Genomic DNA, 18,795 nt, shown 5'->3' with positions numbered 1-18,795 from the left:
GAGCGCCCGCTACACCTCGACGCGCTGAGCCTGTTCGGCCACCCGCACGGGAACACCGAGCTCCATCGCGATCCGCCGGCGCAGCGCGTCTGCTGCGTCCGGTTCTGCGTGCACAACGTGGGCGTCCCCGATATCGGCGCCGCGCATCCAGTCGATGATGCCGTCCGCGTCGGCGTGCGCCGACATGCTCGACAGGGTGATCACGGTCGCCCTGATCGGATGCTCGCGGCCGAAGATGCGCAGGCTGCGGTCGCCGCGTTGCAGCGCCGCGCCGCGTGTGCCGCCCGCCTGATAGCCGGCGAGGAGGATCGCATTGCGCTCGTCGTCGCCGTAGGCCGCAATGTGGTGCAGTACCCGCCCACCCGTCAGCATGCCGCTCGCGGCGACGATGATCATGGGGCCGCCCCGCAGGTTCAGCAGCTTCGAGTCATCGACGTCGCGGACGAGCCGCACATCGCGGTACATGGCGGCGAGTTCCGATGCGGCGATGCGGTGTTCCTCCGGATGGTGCCGGTACAGGATGCTCGCATCGACCGCCATGGGCGAGTTCAGGTACACGGGCACGTCCGGAATTCGGCCGCTCGACCGCAGACGGTGTAGGTGCAACAGCAGGGTTTGTGCGCGCCCCACCGCGAAGGCGGGAATGATGACAATGCCGCCGCGGCGCACAACCGGCGTGATCGCCTCCGCGAGTTCGTCTGCCGGGTCGGCGTCGGGGTGCCGGCGGTCACCGTAGGTGCCCTCGAGCAGCAGTCGATCGATGCGGCCGAGCTCGGCGAGGGGCGTCGGCGGAAGCATGAGGGCGTCGTCGCGCCGGCCGAGGTCGCCGGAGACGTGCAGCACGCGGCCGTCGACCTCGATCGTGAGTTGCGACGCGCCCAGGATGTGTCCGGCGGGCACGAACGTGACCCGCACACCCGGCACCGGCTCGATGGTCGCGCGCAGCGGGTGCGCCTCGAGCGCCTGCAGCGCGCGGTCCGCATCCGCCGTCCTGTAGAGAGGCGTCGGTCGCTGGTGCTTCGAGTAGCCCTTCTTCGCCGCAGAACGGGCCTCCTCCTCCTGCAGATACGCCGAGTCGGGCAGCAGGAGCCCGAGCAGTTCCCGCGTTCCGTCGGTGACGTGAACTGCCCCGCGAAACCCGTCGCGCACCAGCGCGGGCAGGTATCCCGAGTGATCGAGGTGCGCGTGGGTCACGACGACCGCGTCGATCGAGTCGGGGGAGACGGGGAACGCGAGTCGGTTGCGTTCGCGCAGCACCTTGTAGCCCTGGAAGAGTCCGCAGTCGATGAGCACGCGCCCACCTGCCGCATCGAGCACGAAGCGGGAGCCGGTGACCGTGCCCGCCGCACCCCAGAACGTCAGCGTCGCCATCGTGCACCTCCCGCGCGGCCGCCGCGGTGGCGCCCGCGCTGCCAGTGTGCTCGCCCGCGGCGGGGGCGCACCAGGGCCTTTCGACCTCACCGGCATATTCGGCTCGGTAGACTGATCACCGGCCCGGCGATCCCGGTGCGCCCCGACGTTCGCCCCACTCGATCAGCGAGGTTCTTCGTGCTCGCCCACCCGCTCGCCCCCGACTGGCTCGCGCGTCCTGACGACGTCAACGCCCTCGCCCCACAGCTGTGGCCGTCGAGCGCGAAACGGGGCGGCGAGCGCGGCGAGCTCGAGGTGGGCGGCGTGCGCGCCAGTCGGCTGGCCGCCGAGTACGGAACCCCCCTCTACGTCATCGACGAGGCGGATGCGCGCGCTCGCGCCCGCCGCATTCGCAGCGCTCTCGAGGCGGCGTGCGCCCGCGTCGGCACGACCGGCACCGCGTACTACGCGGGCAAAGCGTTCTTGTCGACCGCCGTCGCACAGTGGATGGCGGCCGAGGGCCTCAACATCGACACAGCGAGCGGTGGCGAGCTGGCTGTCGCATTGGCCGCCGGCGTCGACCCTGCCCGCATCGGCCTGCACGGCAACAACAAGTCCGACCGCGAGCTCGACCAGGCCGTGCGTGCCGGTGTCGGCGCGATAGTGATCGACGCGGTCGAGGAAATCGACCGGGTGGCCGCGGCGGCTTCCCGGCACGGTCGCGTGCAGCGCGTGCGCCTGCGCACGAACTCCGGCGTCCACGCCCATACGCATGAGTACCTCGCCACCGCCCGCGAGGACCAAAAGTTTGGTGTGCCCCTCGCCGACATCGAGCAGGCGGTTGAGCGCATCCGCGACCACGCGGGCACGCTCGAGTTTCTCGGCCTGCACTCGCACATCGGCTCGCAGATTCTCGTCGCCGACGGCTTCCTCGAGGCGGCGACGCGCCTGCTCGCCGTCCACGCGCGCCTGCTCGCCGGCGGTCCGGTACCGCAGCTGAACCTGGGCGGCGGCTTCGGCATCGCGTACGTCGCGAGCGACGAGCCCGCCCCCATCGCCGACCTTCTTGATCGGATGCTCGACACCGTCGCCGAGGTCTGTCGTGATCTCGACATCCCCGTTCCGGCGATCGCGATCGAGCCGGGTCGCTCGATCATCGGCCCGGCCGGCGTGACCCTGTACGAGGTCGGCACGATCAAAGACGTCGAGGTGGCGCTCGACGAGGGCGGCAGCGCGGTGCGTCGTTACGTCAGTGTGGACGGCGGCATGAGTGACAACGCCCGACCGGCGCTGTACGGCGCCGACTACGCGGTGCGTCTCGCCTCGCGGGCCTCCGATGCCGAGCCTCAGCTCGTCCGCATCGCCGGTAAGCACTGCGAGAGCGGCGACATTGTCGTGGACGCCGACTATCTGCCCGCCGACGTGCACCGCGGCGACCTGGTCGCCGTCCCCGCGACGGGCGCGTACTGCTATTCGCTCTCGAGCAACTACAACCACTTGGCGCGCCCCGCCGTCGTCGCCGTCAATCGCGGTGAGGCCCGTCTCATCGTGCGCGGCGAAACTGTCGCCGACCTGTTGCGCCGCGATGTCGGTGCCACCGACGCCCTCGAAGCTCCCCGACCGGAAGGATCCCGTTACTCGTGATCTCCTACCGCAACCTTCGCGTTGCCATTCTCGGCGCCGGCAGTGTCGGCTCGCAGGTGGCTGACCAAATCCTGCGTCACGGTGACGAGTTGTCGTCCCGCATCGGTGCGGGCCTTGACCTCGTCGGGGTCGCCGTGCGCGACATCGACGCGCCGCGCGACACCGAGATTCCCCGCGAACTGCTGACGACCGACGCCGAGTCGCTCGTGCGTGGCGCCGACGTCGTGATCGAACTCATGGGCGGGCTTGAGCCGGCGCGAACGCTGGTGCTGTCCGCGCTCAACTCGGGCGCCGACGTGATCACCGCCAACAAGGCGATGCTCGCCACCCACGGCCCCGAACTCTTCGACGCGGCCGCCCAGGTGGGCGCCCAGCTGTACTACGAGGCGGCCGTCGCCGGGGCGATTCCGATCATCCGGCCGCTGCGCGATTCGCTCGCCGGTGACCGTGTCACGCGCATCCTGGGCATCGTCAACGGCACGACCAACTTCATTCTCGACCGCATGGACACGGTGGGCGAAAGCCTCGAGGAGGCGCTCGCGACGGCGACCGCGCTCGGCTACGCCGAGGCCGACCCGACGGCCGACATCGAGGGCTACGACGCCGCGCAGAAGGCGGCCATTCTCGCGAGCCTCGCCTTCCACACCCGCGTGCCGCTCGACGCGGTGCACCGCGAGGGCATCACCAGCGTCAGCCGCGATCAGGTCGTCGCCGCCCGCAAGGCGGGCTACGTCGTCAAGTTGCTCGCCATCTGCGACCGCATCGAGGGTGAAAACGGTGGAGTGTCGGCCCGCGTGCACCCCGCGCTTGTGCCGCTCGAGCACCCGCTGGCCGCAGTCCACGGCGCCAACAACGCCGTCTTCGTCGAGGCCGAAGCCGCGGGCCCGCTGATGTTCTACGGCGCCGGAGCCGGCGGCATTCAGACCGCCTCCGCCGTGCTCGGCGATGTCGTCTCCGCCGCACGCCGCCATGTTGTCGGCGGCCCCGGGGTCGCCGAGTCGCAGCACGCGAACCTGCCCGTGCTTCCGATTAGCGCCGTCACCACGCGGTACCAAATCACTCTCGAGGTCGCCGACCGCGCGGGCGTGCTGGCGGCGATCGCCGGCGTATTCCAAGACCACGGCGTGTCTGTCGAGACCCTCGCTCAGACCGTCATCCCCGCCGGCGAAGGGCACGCGGGTGACCAGCCCGCCGCTACCCTGGTGATCGGCACTCACGAGGCGTCCGAGGCCGACCTGGCCGCGACCGTGACGTCACTGACCGGCAACGCCGTCGTCCACTCCGTGACGAGCGTTCTGCGAGTAGAAGGACTGTAACGACGTGGCCCACCAGTGGAAGGGCGTGCTGCACGAGTACGCCGACCGTCTTGACGTTAGCGACGCGACCCCCGTCATCACCCTCGGTGAGGGCGGCACGCCGCTCATCCCCGCCCGCTACCTCTCTGAGGCGACGGGCGCGACGGTGTACGTCAAGTACGAGGGCATGAACCCGACGGGCTCGTTCAAAGACCGCGGCATGACGATGGCGATCTCGAAGGCCGTTGAGCACGGCGCACGGGCCGTGATCTGTGCCTCGACGGGCAACACCTCGGCCTCCGCCGCGGCGTACGCCACGCACGCGGGCATCACCGCGGCCGTGCTCGTGCCCGAGGGCAAGATCGCGATGGGCAAGCTGAGCCAGGCGGTCGCGCACAAGGCGCAGATCATTCAGATCGAGGGCAACTTCGACGACTGCCTCGATATCGCCCGTGACCTCGCGGCGAACTATCCCGTGCACCTCGTCAACTCGGTGAACCCCGACCGCATCGAGGGGCAGAAGACGGCCGCCTACGAGGTCGTCGAGGTCTTGGGGGATGCGCCCGACTTCCACATCCTTCCCGTCGGCAACGCGGGCAACTACACCGCGTACCACCGCGGGTACCGCGAAGAGCTCGACCGCGGCGTCGCCACGCGCCTGCCCCGCATGTTCGGTTTCCAGGCTGCGGGCAGTGCCCCGCTGGTGCTGGGGGAGCCGGTGAAGAAGCCCGAGACGATCGCGAGCGCGATCCGCATCGGTAACCCCGCCTCGTGGGAGCTCGCGCTGACCGCTCGCGACGACAGCGACGGCTACTTCGGCGCCATTGACGACGCCGGTATTCTTGCCGCGCACCGCCTGCTCAGCCAGGAGGTCGGCATCTTCGTCGAGCCCGCGAGCGCGATTTCGGTGGCCGGCCTGCTTGAGCGCGCCGCCGCCGGCCAGATCCCGGCGGGGTCGACGGTCGTGCTGACAGTCACCGGTCACGGCCTGAAAGACCCGCAGTGGGCGCTTCGTGGCCCCGATGGCGTCGATGTGCAGCCCACCGTGGTGCCAGTCGACACGAGCGAGGTCGCCTCCGTGCTCGGTCTCGAGCGAGCGAGCGTATGACGCTCGACCCGCGGCTCGCCGGCCGACGGGTCACCGTTCGGGTACCCGCCACCTCGGCGAATCTCGGCCCCGGTTTCGACACGTTGGGGCTCGCCCTCAGCGTGTACGACGAGCTCGAGGTGACGGCCGTCGACGAGCCCGGCGCGCACGTCGACGTGCACGGGGTAGGTGAGGGTGTGGTCGAGACCGACGCCTCGAACCTCGTGGTCCGCTCCATCGCGCACGTGTTCGAGCGCGCCGGGGTCGAACTGCCGGGCCTTCGCCTCATCGCCCACAACACCATCCCGCACGGGCGCGGCATGGGCTCGTCCGGTGCCGCCATCGTCGGTGGCGTCATGGCGGCGAAGGGCCTCCTCGAGGGCATCGTTGACCTCGACGAGGATGCGCTGCTCGCGCGCGCCACCGAACTCGAGGGTCACCCCGACAACGTCGCTCCCGCTCTGTTCGGCGGTCTCACGATCGCGTGGATGGGCGATCGCGGCCCCCAGCACAAGCGCCTCACCGTGCATCGCGGCGTCTCGCCGCTCGTGTGCGTGCCCGACGCCTCCACGATGTCGACCGCGATGGCGCGCACGCTGCAGCCCGAGTCGGTGCCGCACACCGACGCAATCTTCAACGTCTCACGCTCGGCCCTGCTGATCGCGGCTCTCATCCAGAGCCCCGAACTGCTGTTCACAGCAACGGAAGACCGCTTGCACCAGTCGTACCGGGCCTCGGCGATGCCCGAAACGGATGCGCTGATTCAGACCCTGCGCCAGGCCGGTTTCCCCGCGGTCGTGTCGGGCGCGGGGCCGTCGATTCTGGTGCTCTGCGCCGATCCCGGTGAGCGCTTGCGCGCGGCCGAGCTCGTCGAGCAGCACCGCGCCACGCCCTGGACGATGCACATGCTGGCCGTCGATGTGCTCGGTGCTACAGTGGTGACGCACCCCGTCGAGGGCCTGGCCTAGCCGGTTTCTCACGGATCTTCCGAGCAATCGCTCACCCGTCACTTCCCATCGCGCGTTCGCGTTGATCCCCGCTCGTCGTGGGGTCGTTGCCGTCGCGGGGAGGCGGAACCCGTGCACACCGGGCCCTCATCGCGCCCGCGTCGAAAGGACGACACCCCCTCTCATGACTGACACCACCAATCTGTCCGGCTTGAAGCTCACCCAGTTGCAGGAACTCGCGTCCTCGCTCGGCGTCGCCGGCATCTCGAAGCTTCGCAAGGGTGACCTCGTCGCCGCCATCGAGGCGAAGCGCGGCGACGACGCCGCGGCCGCGCCCGACGCGACCACCGCGCCCGACACCAGTGCGGCGCCCGAGGCGTCGGCGGCTGATGTTCCCGCCGCACAGGATGCGCCTGTCGCCGCAAACGAGGACGCTGAGGCGGCCGCAACCACCGCTCCGGCCCGCCGTGGCTCGCGTCGTGCGACCACCGGGACCGTCACGGCGACCGCCGGTGAACGCCGCTCCGCGACGGAGCACGCCGCCGGGGGCGAGGCCGGCGTCGACGTCGCACCGTCAACGGAGGCCGCGGCGCCCACCGACTCGTCGACTGCAGAGCGGTCAAACACCGACCAGCAGAGCACCGACCAGCAGAACGCCGAGCAGCAGAACGAGCGGGGCGGCCGCAGCCGCAACCGTGGTCGAGGGCGCGGTCGCGGCACCGACAAGTCCGACACGAACGAGCAGCAGGGCGACGCGGCTGAGGCCGCTGCGCCCGAGCAGAGCGGCGAGGCGCCGGCAGAAAGCACCGGCACGGGCCGCGGTCGTGGCCGCGGTCGTCAGGGCGGTGACCGCCAGAATGGTGACCGTCAGGCACAAGACCGCCAGGGCAACGAGCGCCAGAACGCCGAGAAGAACGGCGATCAGGGCGGCCAGCAGAACGGCCAGGGCCGCGGCCAGGGTCAGCAGGGTGCGCAGCGCGACGACGACCGAGACGACGACGGGCGCGGCCGTGGTCGCGCTCGCGACCGCAAGCGCGGCCGTGGCCAGAACGACGACGTTGAGCCGGAAATCAGCGACGACGACGTCCTCATTCCGATCGCGGGCATCCTGGACGTTCTTGACAACTACGCCTTCGTGCGCACGACCGGGTACCTGCCCGGACCGAGCGATGTCTACGTCTCCCTCGGTCAGGTGAAGAAGTACCAGCTGCGCAAGGGCGACGCCGTCGTCGGCGCGATCCGCCAGCCCCGTGAGGGCGAGAACCAGGGCCGCCAGAAGTACAACGCCCTCGTTCGCGTCGACTCGATCAACGGACAAAGCATCGAGGAGGCGCGCTCGCGCGTCGAGTTCAGCGCGCTGACCCCGCTCTACCCGCAGGAGCGCCTGCGCCTCGAGACGACGCCGACCATGTTGGCGACCCGCATCATCGACCTCGTCGCCCCGATCGGTAAGGGCCAGCGCGGTCTCATCGTGTCGCCGCCCAAGGCGGGCAAGACGCTGGCGCTGCAGGCCATCGCGAGCGCGATCGCCGAGAACAACCCCGAGGTTCACCTCATGGTCGTGCTCGTCGACGAGCGCCCCGAAGAGGTCACCGACATGCAGCGATCGGTCAAGGGCGAGGTCATCGCCTCAACCTTCGACCGCCCGGCCGACGACCACACGACCGTCGCTGAGCTCGCCATCGAGCGCGCCAAGCGCCTCGTCGAGCTCGGTCACGACGTCGTCGTGCTGCTCGACTCGATCACCCGCCTCGGCCGTGCGTACAACGTCACGGCGCCCACCAGCGGCCGCGTGCTGTCGGGGGGCGTCGACTCGGCGGCGCTCTACCCGCCGAAGAAGTTCTTCGGTGCCGCGCGCAACATCGAAGACGGCGGTTCGCTGACAATCCTTGCCACGGCGCTCGTCGAGACCGGCTCGAAGATGGACGAGGTGATCTTCGAAGAGTTCAAGGGCACCGGCAACATGGAGCTGCGCCTGTCGCGTCAGCTGGCCGACAAGCGCATCTTCCCGGCCGTTGATATCTCGGCTTCGGGTACCCGTCGCGAAGAGATGCTGCTCGGTCAGGACGAGGTTGCCGTCACGTGGCGCCTGCGCCGCGCTCTCGCCGGTCACGACCCGCAGCAGTCGCTCGAGATCGTGCTGGGCAAGCTGAAAGAGACGCAGTCGAACGTCGAGTTCCTCGTGCAGATTCAGAAGGCGCTGCCCCAGAACGGCGCCGCCCACAAGGGCGAGTGACGCCCCGTGTTTGAGAGCGTTGACGCGCTGATCGCCGAGCACGCCGAGCTGCAGCAGCAGCTGGCCGACCCGGCGCTGCACGCTGACCCGGCGCGCTCGAAGAAGGTCAATCGCCGCTACGCCGAGCTGAACCAGATCGTGCACGCGCACGATGTCTGGCGTCAGGCGGGCGACGACTTGGCCGCGGCACGAGAGCTGGCCAAAGATGACGAGGCGTTCGCCGCCGAGGTGCCCGCCCTCGAAGAGGCTCTCGAGCAGGCGCAAGAGAAGCTGCGTCGCCTGCTGATTCCGCGCGACCCCGACGACGGGCGCGACGTCATCATGGAGATCAAGGGCGGCGAGGGCGGCGAAGAGTCTGCGCTGTTCGCCGCCGACCTCCTGCGCATGTACTCGTACTACGCCGAGTCGCGTCGCTGGAAGGTCGAGCTGCTCGACTCGACGTCGAGCGACCTCGGCGGGTACAAGAACGTGCAGGTGGCGATCAAGTCGAGCTCGAACGACCCTGCCGACGGCGTGTGGGCGAGCCTCAAGTACGAGGGCGGCGTGCACCGTGTTCAGCGCGTGCCGGCGACGGAAGCGCAGGGGCGCATCCACACCTCGACGACGGGCGTGCTGGTCTTTCCCGAGGTGGACGAGCCCGAAGAGGTCGACATCAATCAGAACGACCTCAAGATTGACGTCTACCGCTCCTCGGGCCCCGGCGGCCAGAGCGTGAACACGACCGACTCGGCCGTGCGCATTACGCACCTCCCGACCGGCATCGTCGTCGCCATGCAGAACGAGAAGAGCCAGCTGCAGAACCGCGAGGCCGCGATGCGCGTCCTGCGCGCGCGCATCCTTGCCAAGAAGCAGGAGGAGATCGCCGCGGCGCAGTCGGATGCGCGCAAGAGCCAGATCCGCGGAATGGATCGCTCCGAGCGCATTCGCACGTACAACTTCCCCGAGAACCGCATCGCCGATCACCGCACAGGGTTCAAGGCGTACAACCTCGACGCCGTGATGAACGGCGCGCTCGGTCCGGTCATCGAGTCGTGCATTGCGGCCGACGAGGAGGCGCAGCTCGCCGCCCTCGGCGACGACTAGCGGCGTGGATGCGGCGCTGACGCCCCGAAATCCGGCACGCGTTCCGGCGACGATCGACGCGCTGTTGGCGTGGGGGGCCGACGAATTGGACGCGGCGGGCATCGCGACCGCCCGCGTCGACGCGGCCGTGCTGATCGGCCATGTCCTTGACATGAGTCGCGGCGAGGTCGAGGCAAAGGCCGTCACCCGAGCCCCGGTTGACCCGGCGCTGATGGTCACCATCGTCGACGCCGTCACCCGCCGGGCAGCGCGCGAGCCGCTGCAGCACATCACCGGTGTGGCGTATTTCCGCGGCATCACGCTGCACGTCGGCCCCGGCGTGTTCGTGCCGCGGCCCGAGACCGAGACGGTCGCGCAGTTCGCGATCGACGCGCTGCTGGCCCGGCCGACCGCCGAGCCGCTCGCCGTCGATCTGGGCTCCGGCAGCGGCGCTCTCGCCCTCGCCCTCGCGACGGAGGTGCCGCACGCGCGGGTGGTCGCGGTCGAGCGCACCCCGGCGGCCGTTCCGTGGACGCGCCGCAACGTCGGGCGCCTCGGCGACGGCAGGGTAGAGCTCGTCGTCGGAGACCTGGCTGATGCACTCCCACAGTTGAATGGGCAGGTCGACGTCGTCGTGTCGAACCCTCCGTATATTCCCGAGCGCGCGGTACCGCGCGACCCTGAGGTGCGCCTCCACGACCCCGTCGAGGCCCTTTATTCCGGGGCGGACGGGCTCGACGCGATGCGCGCGGTCGCCGCAACCGCGATGCGTCTGCTCTCGCCGGGCGGCACCCTCGTTGTCGAACACGGCGAGGAACAGGCGGATGCCGTGGCGGGCATCCTTCGCATGGCCGGTCTGCGCGCGGTCGCCACGCACCGCGATCTCGTCGGTCGCGATCGCGCGACCGTCGCGACGCGCTAGTGCGGCGCTAGGCGGCGGCGCGCTGGGCGAAGCGCTCGATGGCCGCCGTCAGACCGGCGGCGTCGCGGTAGACGTGCCCGGTGATGCCGAGACTCTCGGCGCCGGCGACGTTCTCGGACCGGTCGTCGACAAAGAATGTGTCGGCGGCGCTGGCTCCGTAGTGGGCCATGGCGCGGGCGTACACGAGAGGGTCGGGCTTGCGGGCGCCGAACCGCGCGCTCGCGTGCAGGTGCTCGGCACCCATGAGCTCGGCGAGTTCGGGCGCGACCTCCGTGAGGTGCTCGTGAATCAGGATCGAGTTGTTGGTCAACAGCGCGACGCGGCCGAACTCTTGCGCACGGGCGACGGCGGCCAGCGCATCGGGGCGCGGGGTCGTCGCCTCCGCCCGGATGCGCACCCATTCCGATCGGGGAATCTGCTGTCCGATCGCCTCGCCCACGACGCGCAGGTACTCCTCCGGGTCGCTTGGCTCGCCCGCCTCGGCGGCAAACTCGAGCCCGCTGAGCCACCAGCGGCGCCGCAGCTCGGTCAGGTCGTGACCCGTCCGAACGGTGAGCTCCGCCATGCGCGTGCGCCAGTCGTAGTCGCAGAGCACGTCGTCCATGTCGAACAGGAACAGCACGCTGATCGGGTCCTTTCGGGGGTGAGCTGCGGGGGCGGATCCGCCGCAGTCTGCCCAGTCTGCCCGACTACGATGGGAGCATCATGACCAGCGTTTTCGACTGCAGTGTCGAGTCCGAGTTGCTCGACGGCCTCCGCGCGGCCCGCGGCGCCATTGGGCGAGGCGAGCTCGTTGTGATGCCCACCGACACCGTGTACGGCATCGCATCCGACGCGTTTCGGCCCGAGGCCGTCCAGCGCCTCCTCGACGCGAAAGAGCGCGGCCGCGACGCACCGCCGCCCGTGCTGATTCCGGGTATCCCCACCCTCACCGCGCTGGCCGAGCACGTTCCCGACGAGGTCGCCGCACTGGTGCGCGAGTTCTGGCCGGGCGGTCTGACCGTCGTCGTTCAGGCCCGCGAGTCGCTGGCGTGGGACCTGGGCGAGACCCGGGGCACGGTCGCCCTGCGCATGCCCGACGACCGTGTTGCCCTCAATCTGCTGGCCGACACCGGTCCGCTGGCGGTGTCGAGCGCAAACATCAGTGGCCGGCCCGCGGCTCTGAGCTGCGCCGAGGCGCAGGAGATGCTTGGCGACCGCGTTGCCGTGTACCTCGACGCTGGTCCTCGCGGTGTCGAGGCGAGCGACGGCCGCGACAACGGCTCCACGATCGTCGATGCGACGAGCCTTGACCTTGCCGAGGGGCGCCTGCGTATCCTCCGCCACGGCGTCATCCCCGACGACGAGATCGCCCGCGTCGTCGGCGCGGAGCGCTTCGCGTGAGATTTCTCGCGCTCGTCGCGGTGATCGCGGCCGTCGTCAGCTTCCTCGGCGCCTGGGCGCTGGTGTTGTTGAGCCGCCGTTTCAAGCTGTACCCGGGCATCCGCGACCGCGATGTCCACACCCGACCCACCCCGCGTCTCGGCGGCATCGCCATCGTGACGGGCGTCCTCATCGGAACGCTGGCTGCCTCGCAGATCAGCTGGTTTGCGCCGATCTTCACCGATCCCTGGCCCGTCATTGCCATCGCTGCGGCGGCTCTCATCATGCTCGCGATCGGCGTGGTCGACGACTTCCTCGACCTCGACTGGATCACCAAGCTCGCCGGTCAACTGCTGATCGCGGGGTTCCTCGCGTGGTCAGGGGTGCAGATTGTGTCGCTGCCGGTCGGCCCGGGGGAGGGCATCAGCGTTCTATCGCCCACGCAGTCGCTGATCATCACGATCCTCGCGGTCGTGCTCGTGATGAACGCCGTCAACTTCATCGACGGTCTCGACGGGCTCGTCGCCGGAGTCACCCTGATCGCCGGCGGAGTGTTCTTCGCCTACAGCTACATCCTCGCGATCACGACATCGCAGTCGGCGTTCAACCTCGCCTCCATGATCATGGCGGTGCTGCTCGGGGCAACCCTTGGCTTCTTGCCGTTCAACTGGCACCCCGCGAAGATCTTCATGGGCGATGGGGGAGCACTCGTCATCGGAATGCTCATGGCCGTCTCGACGGTCACCGTCACGGGGCAGATTGAACCGGCCTCGATCGGCACCTCTCAATTCCTTCCGGCATTCATCCCCCTTACCCTGCCGTTCGCCGTGTTGATCGTGCCTCTGCTCGACTTTGGGCTTGCGGTGTTGCGCCGCCTTCGGGCCGGCAAGAGCCCGTTCAGCGCCGATCGCATGCACCTGCACCACCGCCTGCTCGACATGGGCCATTCCCACTTCCACGCCGTCCTGATTTTTTACGCGTGGACAGCCGTTATCGCCATCGGAACCCTTGCGTTTATGTTTGTAGACTGGCGTCTCGCGGTTGGGGGCATCGCCGGCGGCTTGATCGTGTGCGCGATCGTCACCCTCGCACCGCTCAGTCGTCGCAAGCGCGTCGAATCCGCTGCGCAGCGCGACCCGTATCCCGACGAAAATCTCGCCCGCTACGACCCGCTCGACGCGGCAGCGCCCGCGATCGATCGGGAACCCGACCCCCGCGATGCCCCGATCGCTCAGCCTACGAAGGAGACCCGACCCACATGAACGTGGAACGCACACTGAAGCTCTCGCTCGTATACGGCGGTGTGGTCAGCTTCCTGATCGCGATCGTCGGCAGCGTCGTTGGCGCCCTGGTCGCCGACCTCCCCGGACTCCTCGCAGCACTCATCGGAGCCGCCGTTGGCTTTCTCTTTGTCGGGATTACGGCGCTCAGTGTGCTCATCGCCGTGCGCAGCACCAAGGATGACCCGTCGAGCCCCCTCTTCTTCGTCATCATCATGGGTGCCTGGTTGCTCAAGCTCGTCGGCTTCATCGTGTTTACCGCGGTGTTTCGTACGGTCGAAGGGCTTGATCCGGTCGTGCTCTTCGTCTGCCTCATTTCCGCAGCGGTCGGTTCGGTCGGCGCAGACGTCGTCGCGGTTTTGCGATCACGAATCCCCTACACGGAGCCGCCCTTGCCGGGGGCCGTTGCCGATTAGCCTCGACGCCCTTCGGCTTGATAGGGTTGGCCTCGGTCACCCCCGCCGATCACCTCACGTTCTGATCTGACCGACGCCCTGATCTTGGAGACTGCGCTGTCTACTTCCGCCCTCGTCACTGCTGCTCTCCTGCGACCCTTCGCCGGCGAAGACGGCGAATTCAAAGCCCCCGGCATTGATGAGTTCGTCGGCTTGCCCGCCCTGTTCTTCGAAGGCACTCCGTTCGAGATCAACCGCATCATCATGGTGCGCTTGATCGCGCTGACGATCATGGTTGTTCTCATGTACCTGGCGCTGCGGAAGACGCGCCTTGTGCCAGGACGTGGCCAGGGCGTCGCCGAAATGGCACTCGACTTTGTGCGTGTTCAAATCGCGGAGCAGATCCTTGGCGAACGTCTGGGCCGCAAATTCCTGCCCTTGCTCGCGTCGCTCTTCTTCGCGATCCTCGCAATGAACATCACCGGCATTGTTCCGTTCGCGAACATCGCCGGCACGTCTCTCGTGGGAATGCCTCTCACGATGGCTCTGGTGTCGTACGTCGCCTTCATATACGCGGGTATCCGTGAGGTCGGCGGCTGGGCATTCATCAAGAACGCTCTGTTCCCGCCGGGCGTGCCGTGGCCGCTGTACATCCTGCTGGCACCGGTTGAGCTCATCAACATCTTCATCATGCGCCCGGTGTCCCTCGCGCTGCGACTCCTGCTCAACATGATGGTCGGGCACCTGCTTCTTGTGCTGGCGTTCTCCTCGACAAACTTCTTTTTCGTTTCGGTCTCGGGTCCGGCCGCCGCCTTCGGCGCATTGACCCTCACCGGCGGAATCGTGATCACCCTCTTCGAGCTGCTGATCGCGGTCCTGCAGGCGTACGTCTTCACACTGCTTACCGCGGTCTACATCCAGCAAGCTGCGTCCGAACACCACTAACCCCTGATCGCGTCGCCGACCGGCGCCGCGACCATACCGGAAGGAAACACACGTGGACTCCACGATCCTCGCTCAGATCACCGGCAACATCGCCACCGTTGGGTACGGCCTCGCCGCCATCGGCCCCGGCATCGGTGTGGGCATTGTTGCCGGCAAGACCGTCGAAGCCATGGCACGTCAGCCCGAGATGGCTGGCCGTCTTCAGGTGACGATGTTCCTCGGCATCGCGTTCGCCGAGCTCCTCGCCTTCATCGGCGTTGCCACCTTCTTCATCTTCCAGTAAGGCGGGGCCATGCTGTCGAGCTCGTCGATCGTGACGGAGGCAGGAGCCGCAATCTTCCTGCCGCCCGCCTACGACATCATTTGGTCAGCGGTTCCGTTCGCGCTGATTCTTGCGTTCTTCTTCTTCTGGGTCATGCCGCGGTTCCGCACGATCTTGGACGAGCGTGCGGAGCTCATTGAGGGTGGCATCGCCAAGGCTGAGGCCGCTCAGGCAGAGGCGTCCGCGCAGCTTGAGGAGTACAACTCGCTGCTCGCTGACGCTCGTGCCGAAGCCGGTCGCATCCGCGAGCAGGCCCGCGCTGATGGCCAGGCAATTCTCGCCGACCTGAAGCAGCAAGCGCGGGCCGAGGCAACGCGAATCACCGCTACTGCCCAGCAGCAGATCGAGGCGGAGCGTCAGGCTGCCCTCGTTTCGCTCCGGTCAGAGGTCGGCACCCTCGCTATCCAGCTCGCGGGAACTGTCGTCGGCGAAACTCTTGCCGACGACGCGAAGTCCACCGCAATCGTGGACCGGTTCCTCGCCGATCTCGAAGCGGGCGAGAAGGCGGCGAAATAGATGGGATCAGCGACGCGTAACGCGCTGGAGGCTTCTCGCCACGCGGTGTCGGCGACACCCGGTGCCGACCGCGCCGCGGGGGAGCAGCTACTCGCTGCGGCTCGGACCATTCACGCCGCGCCCGCTCTGCAGTCTGCTTTGGTTGCCGAAGATTCTCCTGCCGCGGCAACGATGCGTGACCGCGTGTTCGGCGAACTGAGCACGTCGGCTCGCGCAATTCTCGATGCGGCTCTCGCTCAGACCTGGTCGTCGGCGCGTGACCTCGTCGCCGGTATCGAGGAGCTCGGGATTCGTGTCGTGGCGGCAGCGTCTGCTGATGCGGAGTCCGTCGCACGGGAATTGCACGCGGTCGGTTCGCTCGTTGTGAGCAACGCTGAACTCGAGCTCGCCCTCAGCGGAACACGGGGCACCTCGGAGAGGCGCGGAGCCCTCATCGATTCGCTGCTCGCCGGACAGGCACACGAGGAGACGCGCGTCATCATGGGCCACCTCGTGCGCGCGCCGCGAGGCCGTCGCATTGGTGAGCTCGTGCGCACGGCGACGGAGCTCGTAGCCGATCAGGCCGGACGCGGGATTGCCACGGTCACTGTTGCAAAGCCGCTCAGCGCCACTCAGGTCGCGGCGATTGAGTCGACCGTTTGCGAACGGTACGGACGAGAGCACCTCCTCGTCCAGATTGTTGATCCCGCTGTGGTTGGCGGGGCGCGTGTTCAGGTGGGCTATGACGTCATCGACGGCAGCATCGCGGCTCGACTGACCGATCTCACGCTTCAGCTGGCGCGGTAGCGCCGGCTCATCATTCAGCGACCCGGAAGCCGGGCGCGACGACGAAGGAAAAGACATGGCAGAACTTTCGATCAGCCCGGACGAGATCCGCAGTGCCCTGAAGGACTTCGCGAACTCGTATGAGCCCAGCGCGGTCGCCGCGACTGAGGTCGGCCGAGTTGTGGACGCCGCCGACGGCATCGCCCACGTTGCGGGTCTTCCGAGCGTCATGGCGAACGAGCTCATCCGTTTCTCGGACGGCACCCTGGGCCTCGCCCAGAACCTCGACGAGAACGAGATCGGTGTCGTCGTGCTCGGTGAGTTCACCGGCATCGTCGAGGGCATGGAGGTCACCCGTACCGGTGAGGTCCTCTCCGTGCCGGTGGGCGACGGTTACCTGGGTCGCGTCGTCGACCCGCTGGGTGCGCCCATCGACGGTCTCGGTGACATCGCTGACGAGGGTCGCCGTGCGCTCGAGCTACAAGCTCCGGGCGTCATGCAGCGCAAGAGCGTGCACGAGCCGATGCAGACAGGCATCAAGGCCATCGACGCCATGATCCCCGTCGGTCGCGGCCAGCGCCAGCTCATCATCGGTGACCGCCAGACCGGCAAGACCGCGATCGCAATCGACACGATCATCAACCAGAAGGCCAACTGGGAGTCGGGCGACGTCACGAAGCAGGTTCGCTGCATCTACGTCGCCGTCGGCCAGAAGGGCTCGACGATCGCCGCCGTCAAGGGCGCGCTCGAAGAGGCCGGTGCGATGGCGTACACGACCATCGTCGCGGCCCCCGCATCCGACCCCGCCGGCTTCAAGTACCTGGCGCCCTACACCGGCTCGGCGATCGGCCAGCACTGGATGTACGGCGGCAAGCACGTTCTGATCATCTTCGATGACCTGTCGAAGCAAGCCGAGGCCTACCGCGCCGTGTCGCTGCTGCTCCGCCGCCCGCCGGGGCGTGAGGCCTACCCGGGTGACGTCTTCTACTTGCACTCGCGTCTGCTCGAGCGTTGCGCGAAGCTCTCCGACGAACTCGGGGCCGGATCGATGACGGGTCTCCCCATCATCGAGACGAAGGCCAACGACGTCTCGGCGTACATCCCCACCAACGTGATCTCGATCACCGACGGCCAGATCTTCCTGCAGTCCGACCTCTTCAACGCCAACCAGCGACCCGCGGTTGACGTCGGTATCTCGGTGTCGCGCGTGGGTGGTGACGCTCAGGTCAAGAGCATCAAGAAGGTGTCGGGAACGCTCAAGCTTGAGCTGGCCCAATACCGCTCGCTCGAGGCGTTCGCGATGTTCGCGTCCGACCTCGACGCGGCCAGCCGCCGTCAGCTCGCCCGTGGTGCGCGCCTGACCGAGCTGCTCAAGCAGCCGCAGTACTCGCCGTACCCCGTCGAAGAGCAGGTTGTCTCGATCTGGGCCGGCACAAAGGGCAAGCTCGACTCGATCGCGGTCGACGACGTGCTGAAGTTCGAGCGCGAGCTGATCGACCACCTGCGTCGCAACACGTCGATTCTCACGACGCTCGCCGACAGCAACGTGCTGGACGACGCGACCGAGGCCGAGCTCGAGAAGGCGGTCGACGCCTTCGTGACCGAGTTCGTGGGCGGCAGCGCCGGCGGCGTGCAAGCGGGCCACGAAGAGTTCGACGAGACCGAGGCAGAGGACATCAATCAGGAGAAGATCGTCCGCCGCAAGCGCTGACGAGCCTCTACTCGACGTCCACACCTAAGGAAAGACGACACTCATGGGAGCGCAACTCCGGGTCTACCGGCAGAAGATCCGCTCTGCCCAGACGACGAAGAAGATCACTCGGGCAATGGAGCTGATCTCGGCCTCGCGTATTCAGAAGGCGCAGGCCCGCATGGCGGCCTCAACGCCGTACGCGCGGGCCGTGACACGCGCCGTGTCGGCTGTGGCGACGTATTCCAACGTCGACCACGTGCTGACCACGGAGCGCGAGCAGCCGAAGCGGGCTGCGGTCGTGATTTTCACGTCCGACCGCGGACTCGCCGGCGCGTTCAGTTCGCAGGTGATTCGCGAGGCGGCAGAGTTGCGCACGCGGCTCGAGGGCGAAGGTAAAGAGGTGGTTCACTACCTCGTCGGTCGCAAGGCGGTGCAGTACTTCGCTTTCCGTCGTCGTGCGGCCGCTCGGGAGTGGACCGGCGGAACAGACCAGCCGCAGTTTGAGACCGCGAAGGACATCGCGGACACGCTGGTCGAGGCGTTCCTCGAAAGCGGAGACAGGGCCGGTGGCGTCGACGAGATTCACGTCGTCTACAACCGTTTCGTGAATCTCGTCTCGCAGGTTCCCGAGATCGTCCGCGTCCTGCCGCTTGAGATTGTCGATGGTGTGGACGAGCCCGGCGAGACTGAGCTCCTGCCGCTCTACGAATTCGAGCCCGAAGCCGACAGCGTGCTTGACGCCCTGCTTCCGGTGTACATCGAAAGCCGAATCTTCAACGCCATGCTGCAGTCGGCTGCGTCTGAGCACGCCGCGCGTCAGAAGGCGATGAAGTCGGCGAGCGACAACGCCGACAAGCTCATCCTTGACTACACCCGACTGGCGAACAACGCGCGTCAGGCCGAGATCACTCAGCAGATTTCCGAGATCGTGGGCGGCGCCGACGCCCTGGTATCCGCGAAGTAACCACAAGAAA

The 18,795-nt window shown here is 68.0% G+C and carries 18 protein-coding genes; 16 read left to right on the top strand and 2 right to left on the bottom strand.

From position 1 onward, the window contains the following. Positions 1–9: 9 nt before the first annotated feature. Positions 10–1,371: an MBL fold metallo-hydrolase RNA specificity domain-containing protein gene (locus EV141_RS01975; RefSeq protein ID WP_130484292.1), complete on the bottom strand. Its 1,362-nt coding sequence runs from the start codon at positions 1,369–1,371 to the stop codon at positions 10–12. Between the two features lie 177 nt (positions 1,372–1,548). On the opposite strand from EV141_RS01975, the gene lysA reads away from it, so the two are divergent. From lysA to prmC, 7 genes are all read left to right on the top strand, one after another. Beyond that, entirely contained in the window at positions 1,549–2,994 is a 1,446-nt protein-coding gene (lysA, locus tag EV141_RS01970; RefSeq protein ID WP_130484291.1) for a diaminopimelate decarboxylase, read from the top strand. Then, on the top strand, positions 2,991–4,310 hold the full coding sequence (locus tag EV141_RS01965) for a homoserine dehydrogenase (protein ID WP_130484290.1): 1,320 nt from the start codon (positions 2,991–2,993) through the stop codon (positions 4,308–4,310). The genes lysA and EV141_RS01965 overlap by 4 nt, the downstream gene beginning before the upstream one ends. A gap of 4 nt (positions 4,311–4,314) precedes the next feature. Then, positions 4,315–5,397 carry a threonine synthase gene (gene thrC, locus EV141_RS01960; RefSeq protein WP_130484289.1) on the top strand — a complete coding sequence of 361 codons (1,083 nt, stop codon included), beginning with the start codon at positions 4,315–4,317 and terminating at the stop codon, positions 5,395–5,397. Continuing rightward, entirely contained in the window at positions 5,394–6,344 is a 951-nt protein-coding gene (gene thrB / locus EV141_RS01955; RefSeq protein ID WP_130484288.1) for a homoserine kinase, read from the top strand. Before thrC ends, thrB begins: the two co-directional genes overlap by 4 nt. Before the next feature lie 163 nt (positions 6,345–6,507). Further along, on the top strand, positions 6,508–8,559 hold the full coding sequence (gene rho, locus EV141_RS01950; protein WP_130484287.1) for a transcription termination factor Rho: 2,052 nt from the start codon (positions 6,508–6,510) through the stop codon (positions 8,557–8,559). Positions 8,560–8,565: 6 nt separating this feature from the next. Continuing rightward, entirely contained in the window at positions 8,566–9,642 is a 1,077-nt protein-coding gene (gene prfA / locus EV141_RS01945; RefSeq protein ID WP_130484286.1) for a peptide chain release factor 1, read from the top strand. A 4-nt stretch (positions 9,643–9,646) separates the two neighbouring features. Beyond that, the gene (gene prmC, locus EV141_RS01940) at positions 9,647–10,543 is read left to right on the top strand and encodes a peptide chain release factor N(5)-glutamine methyltransferase (protein ID WP_375880257.1); all 897 of its coding nucleotides are present in this window, start codon (positions 9,647–9,649) and stop codon (positions 10,541–10,543) included. A 7-nt stretch (positions 10,544–10,550) separates the two neighbouring features. On the opposite strand, the gene EV141_RS01935 is transcribed toward prmC, so the two are convergent. Next, positions 10,551–11,165, bottom strand: coding sequence for an HAD-IA family hydrolase (locus tag EV141_RS01935; RefSeq protein ID WP_241968947.1), 615 nt, complete (start codon positions 11,163–11,165; stop codon positions 10,551–10,553). Between the two features lie 83 nt (positions 11,166–11,248). Here EV141_RS01935 and EV141_RS01930 point away from each other — a divergent pair, with 83 nt between their 5' ends. From EV141_RS01930 to EV141_RS01890, 9 genes are all read left to right on the top strand, one after another. Further along, complete coding sequence (locus EV141_RS01930; RefSeq protein WP_130484284.1) at positions 11,249–11,926, top strand: L-threonylcarbamoyladenylate synthase; 678 nt, start codon at positions 11,249–11,251, stop codon at positions 11,924–11,926. Continuing rightward, positions 11,923–13,167 carry an MraY family glycosyltransferase gene (locus EV141_RS01925; protein ID WP_130484283.1) on the top strand — a complete coding sequence of 415 codons (1,245 nt, stop codon included), beginning with the start codon at positions 11,923–11,925 and terminating at the stop codon, positions 13,165–13,167. The genes EV141_RS01930 and EV141_RS01925 overlap by 4 nt, the downstream gene beginning before the upstream one ends. After that, positions 13,164–13,601: a Cg1360 family ATP-synthase-associated protein gene (locus EV141_RS01920; RefSeq protein ID WP_130484282.1), complete on the top strand. Its 438-nt coding sequence runs from the start codon at positions 13,164–13,166 to the stop codon at positions 13,599–13,601. Before EV141_RS01925 ends, EV141_RS01920 begins: the two co-directional genes overlap by 4 nt. 84 nt (positions 13,602–13,685) lie before the next feature. Continuing rightward, positions 13,686–14,525 carry a F0F1 ATP synthase subunit A gene (gene atpB / locus EV141_RS01915; protein WP_241968945.1) on the top strand — a complete coding sequence of 280 codons (840 nt, stop codon included), beginning with the start codon at positions 13,686–13,688 and terminating at the stop codon, positions 14,523–14,525. A gap of 52 nt (positions 14,526–14,577) precedes the next feature. Further along, a complete protein-coding gene (gene atpE, locus EV141_RS01910) occupies positions 14,578–14,808 on the top strand; it encodes an ATP synthase F0 subunit C (protein ID WP_100823046.1) in 231 nt (76 codons plus the stop codon). Positions 14,809–14,817: 9 nt separating this feature from the next. Further along, on the top strand, positions 14,818–15,363 hold the full coding sequence (locus tag EV141_RS01905) for a F0F1 ATP synthase subunit B (RefSeq protein WP_130484280.1): 546 nt from the start codon (positions 14,818–14,820) through the stop codon (positions 15,361–15,363). Beyond that, entirely contained in the window at positions 15,364–16,149 is a 786-nt protein-coding gene (locus EV141_RS01900; protein WP_130484279.1) for a F0F1 ATP synthase subunit delta, read from the top strand. Positions 16,150–16,204: 55 nt separating this feature from the next. Next, complete coding sequence (atpA, locus tag EV141_RS01895) at positions 16,205–17,839, top strand: F0F1 ATP synthase subunit alpha (protein ID WP_130484278.1); 1,635 nt, start codon at positions 16,205–16,207, stop codon at positions 17,837–17,839. A 43-nt stretch (positions 17,840–17,882) separates the two neighbouring features. Then, positions 17,883–18,785 carry a F0F1 ATP synthase subunit gamma gene (locus tag EV141_RS01890; protein WP_130484277.1) on the top strand — a complete coding sequence of 301 codons (903 nt, stop codon included), beginning with the start codon at positions 17,883–17,885 and terminating at the stop codon, positions 18,783–18,785. Positions 18,786–18,795 lie beyond the last annotated feature (10 nt).

This window comes from Microcella putealis (assembly GCF_004216575.1).
Classification (GTDB): Bacteria; Actinomycetota; Actinomycetes; order Actinomycetales; family Microbacteriaceae; genus Microcella; species Microcella putealis.
This window is presented reverse-complemented; position numbering and strand designations above follow the sequence as displayed.

Excerpts from the sequence above, each read along its gene's own strand:
- EV141_RS01905 (WP_130484280.1), top strand. The coding sequence starts at position 14,818 with ATGCTGTCGAGCTCGTCGATCGTGACGGAGGCAGGAGCCGCAATCTTC.
- thrB (WP_130484288.1), top strand. The coding sequence starts at position 5,394 with ATGACGCTCGACCCGCGGCTCGCCGGCCGACGGGTCACCGTTCGGGTA.
- rho (WP_130484287.1), top strand. The coding sequence starts at position 6,508 with ATGACTGACACCACCAATCTGTCCGGCTTGAAGCTCACCCAGTTGCAG.
- EV141_RS01900 (WP_130484279.1), top strand. The coding sequence starts at position 15,364 with ATGGGATCAGCGACGCGTAACGCGCTGGAGGCTTCTCGCCACGCGGTG.
- EV141_RS01975 (WP_130484292.1), bottom strand. The coding sequence starts at position 1,371 with ATGGCGACGCTGACGTTCTGGGGTGCGGCGGGCACGGTCACCGGCTCC.
- EV141_RS01890 (WP_130484277.1), top strand. The coding sequence starts at position 17,883 with ATGGGAGCGCAACTCCGGGTCTACCGGCAGAAGATCCGCTCTGCCCAG.
- EV141_RS01930 (WP_130484284.1), top strand. The coding sequence starts at position 11,249 with ATGACCAGCGTTTTCGACTGCAGTGTCGAGTCCGAGTTGCTCGACGGC.
- EV141_RS01920 (WP_130484282.1), top strand. The coding sequence starts at position 13,164 with ATGAACGTGGAACGCACACTGAAGCTCTCGCTCGTATACGGCGGTGTG.
- atpA (WP_130484278.1), top strand. The coding sequence starts at position 16,205 with ATGGCAGAACTTTCGATCAGCCCGGACGAGATCCGCAGTGCCCTGAAG.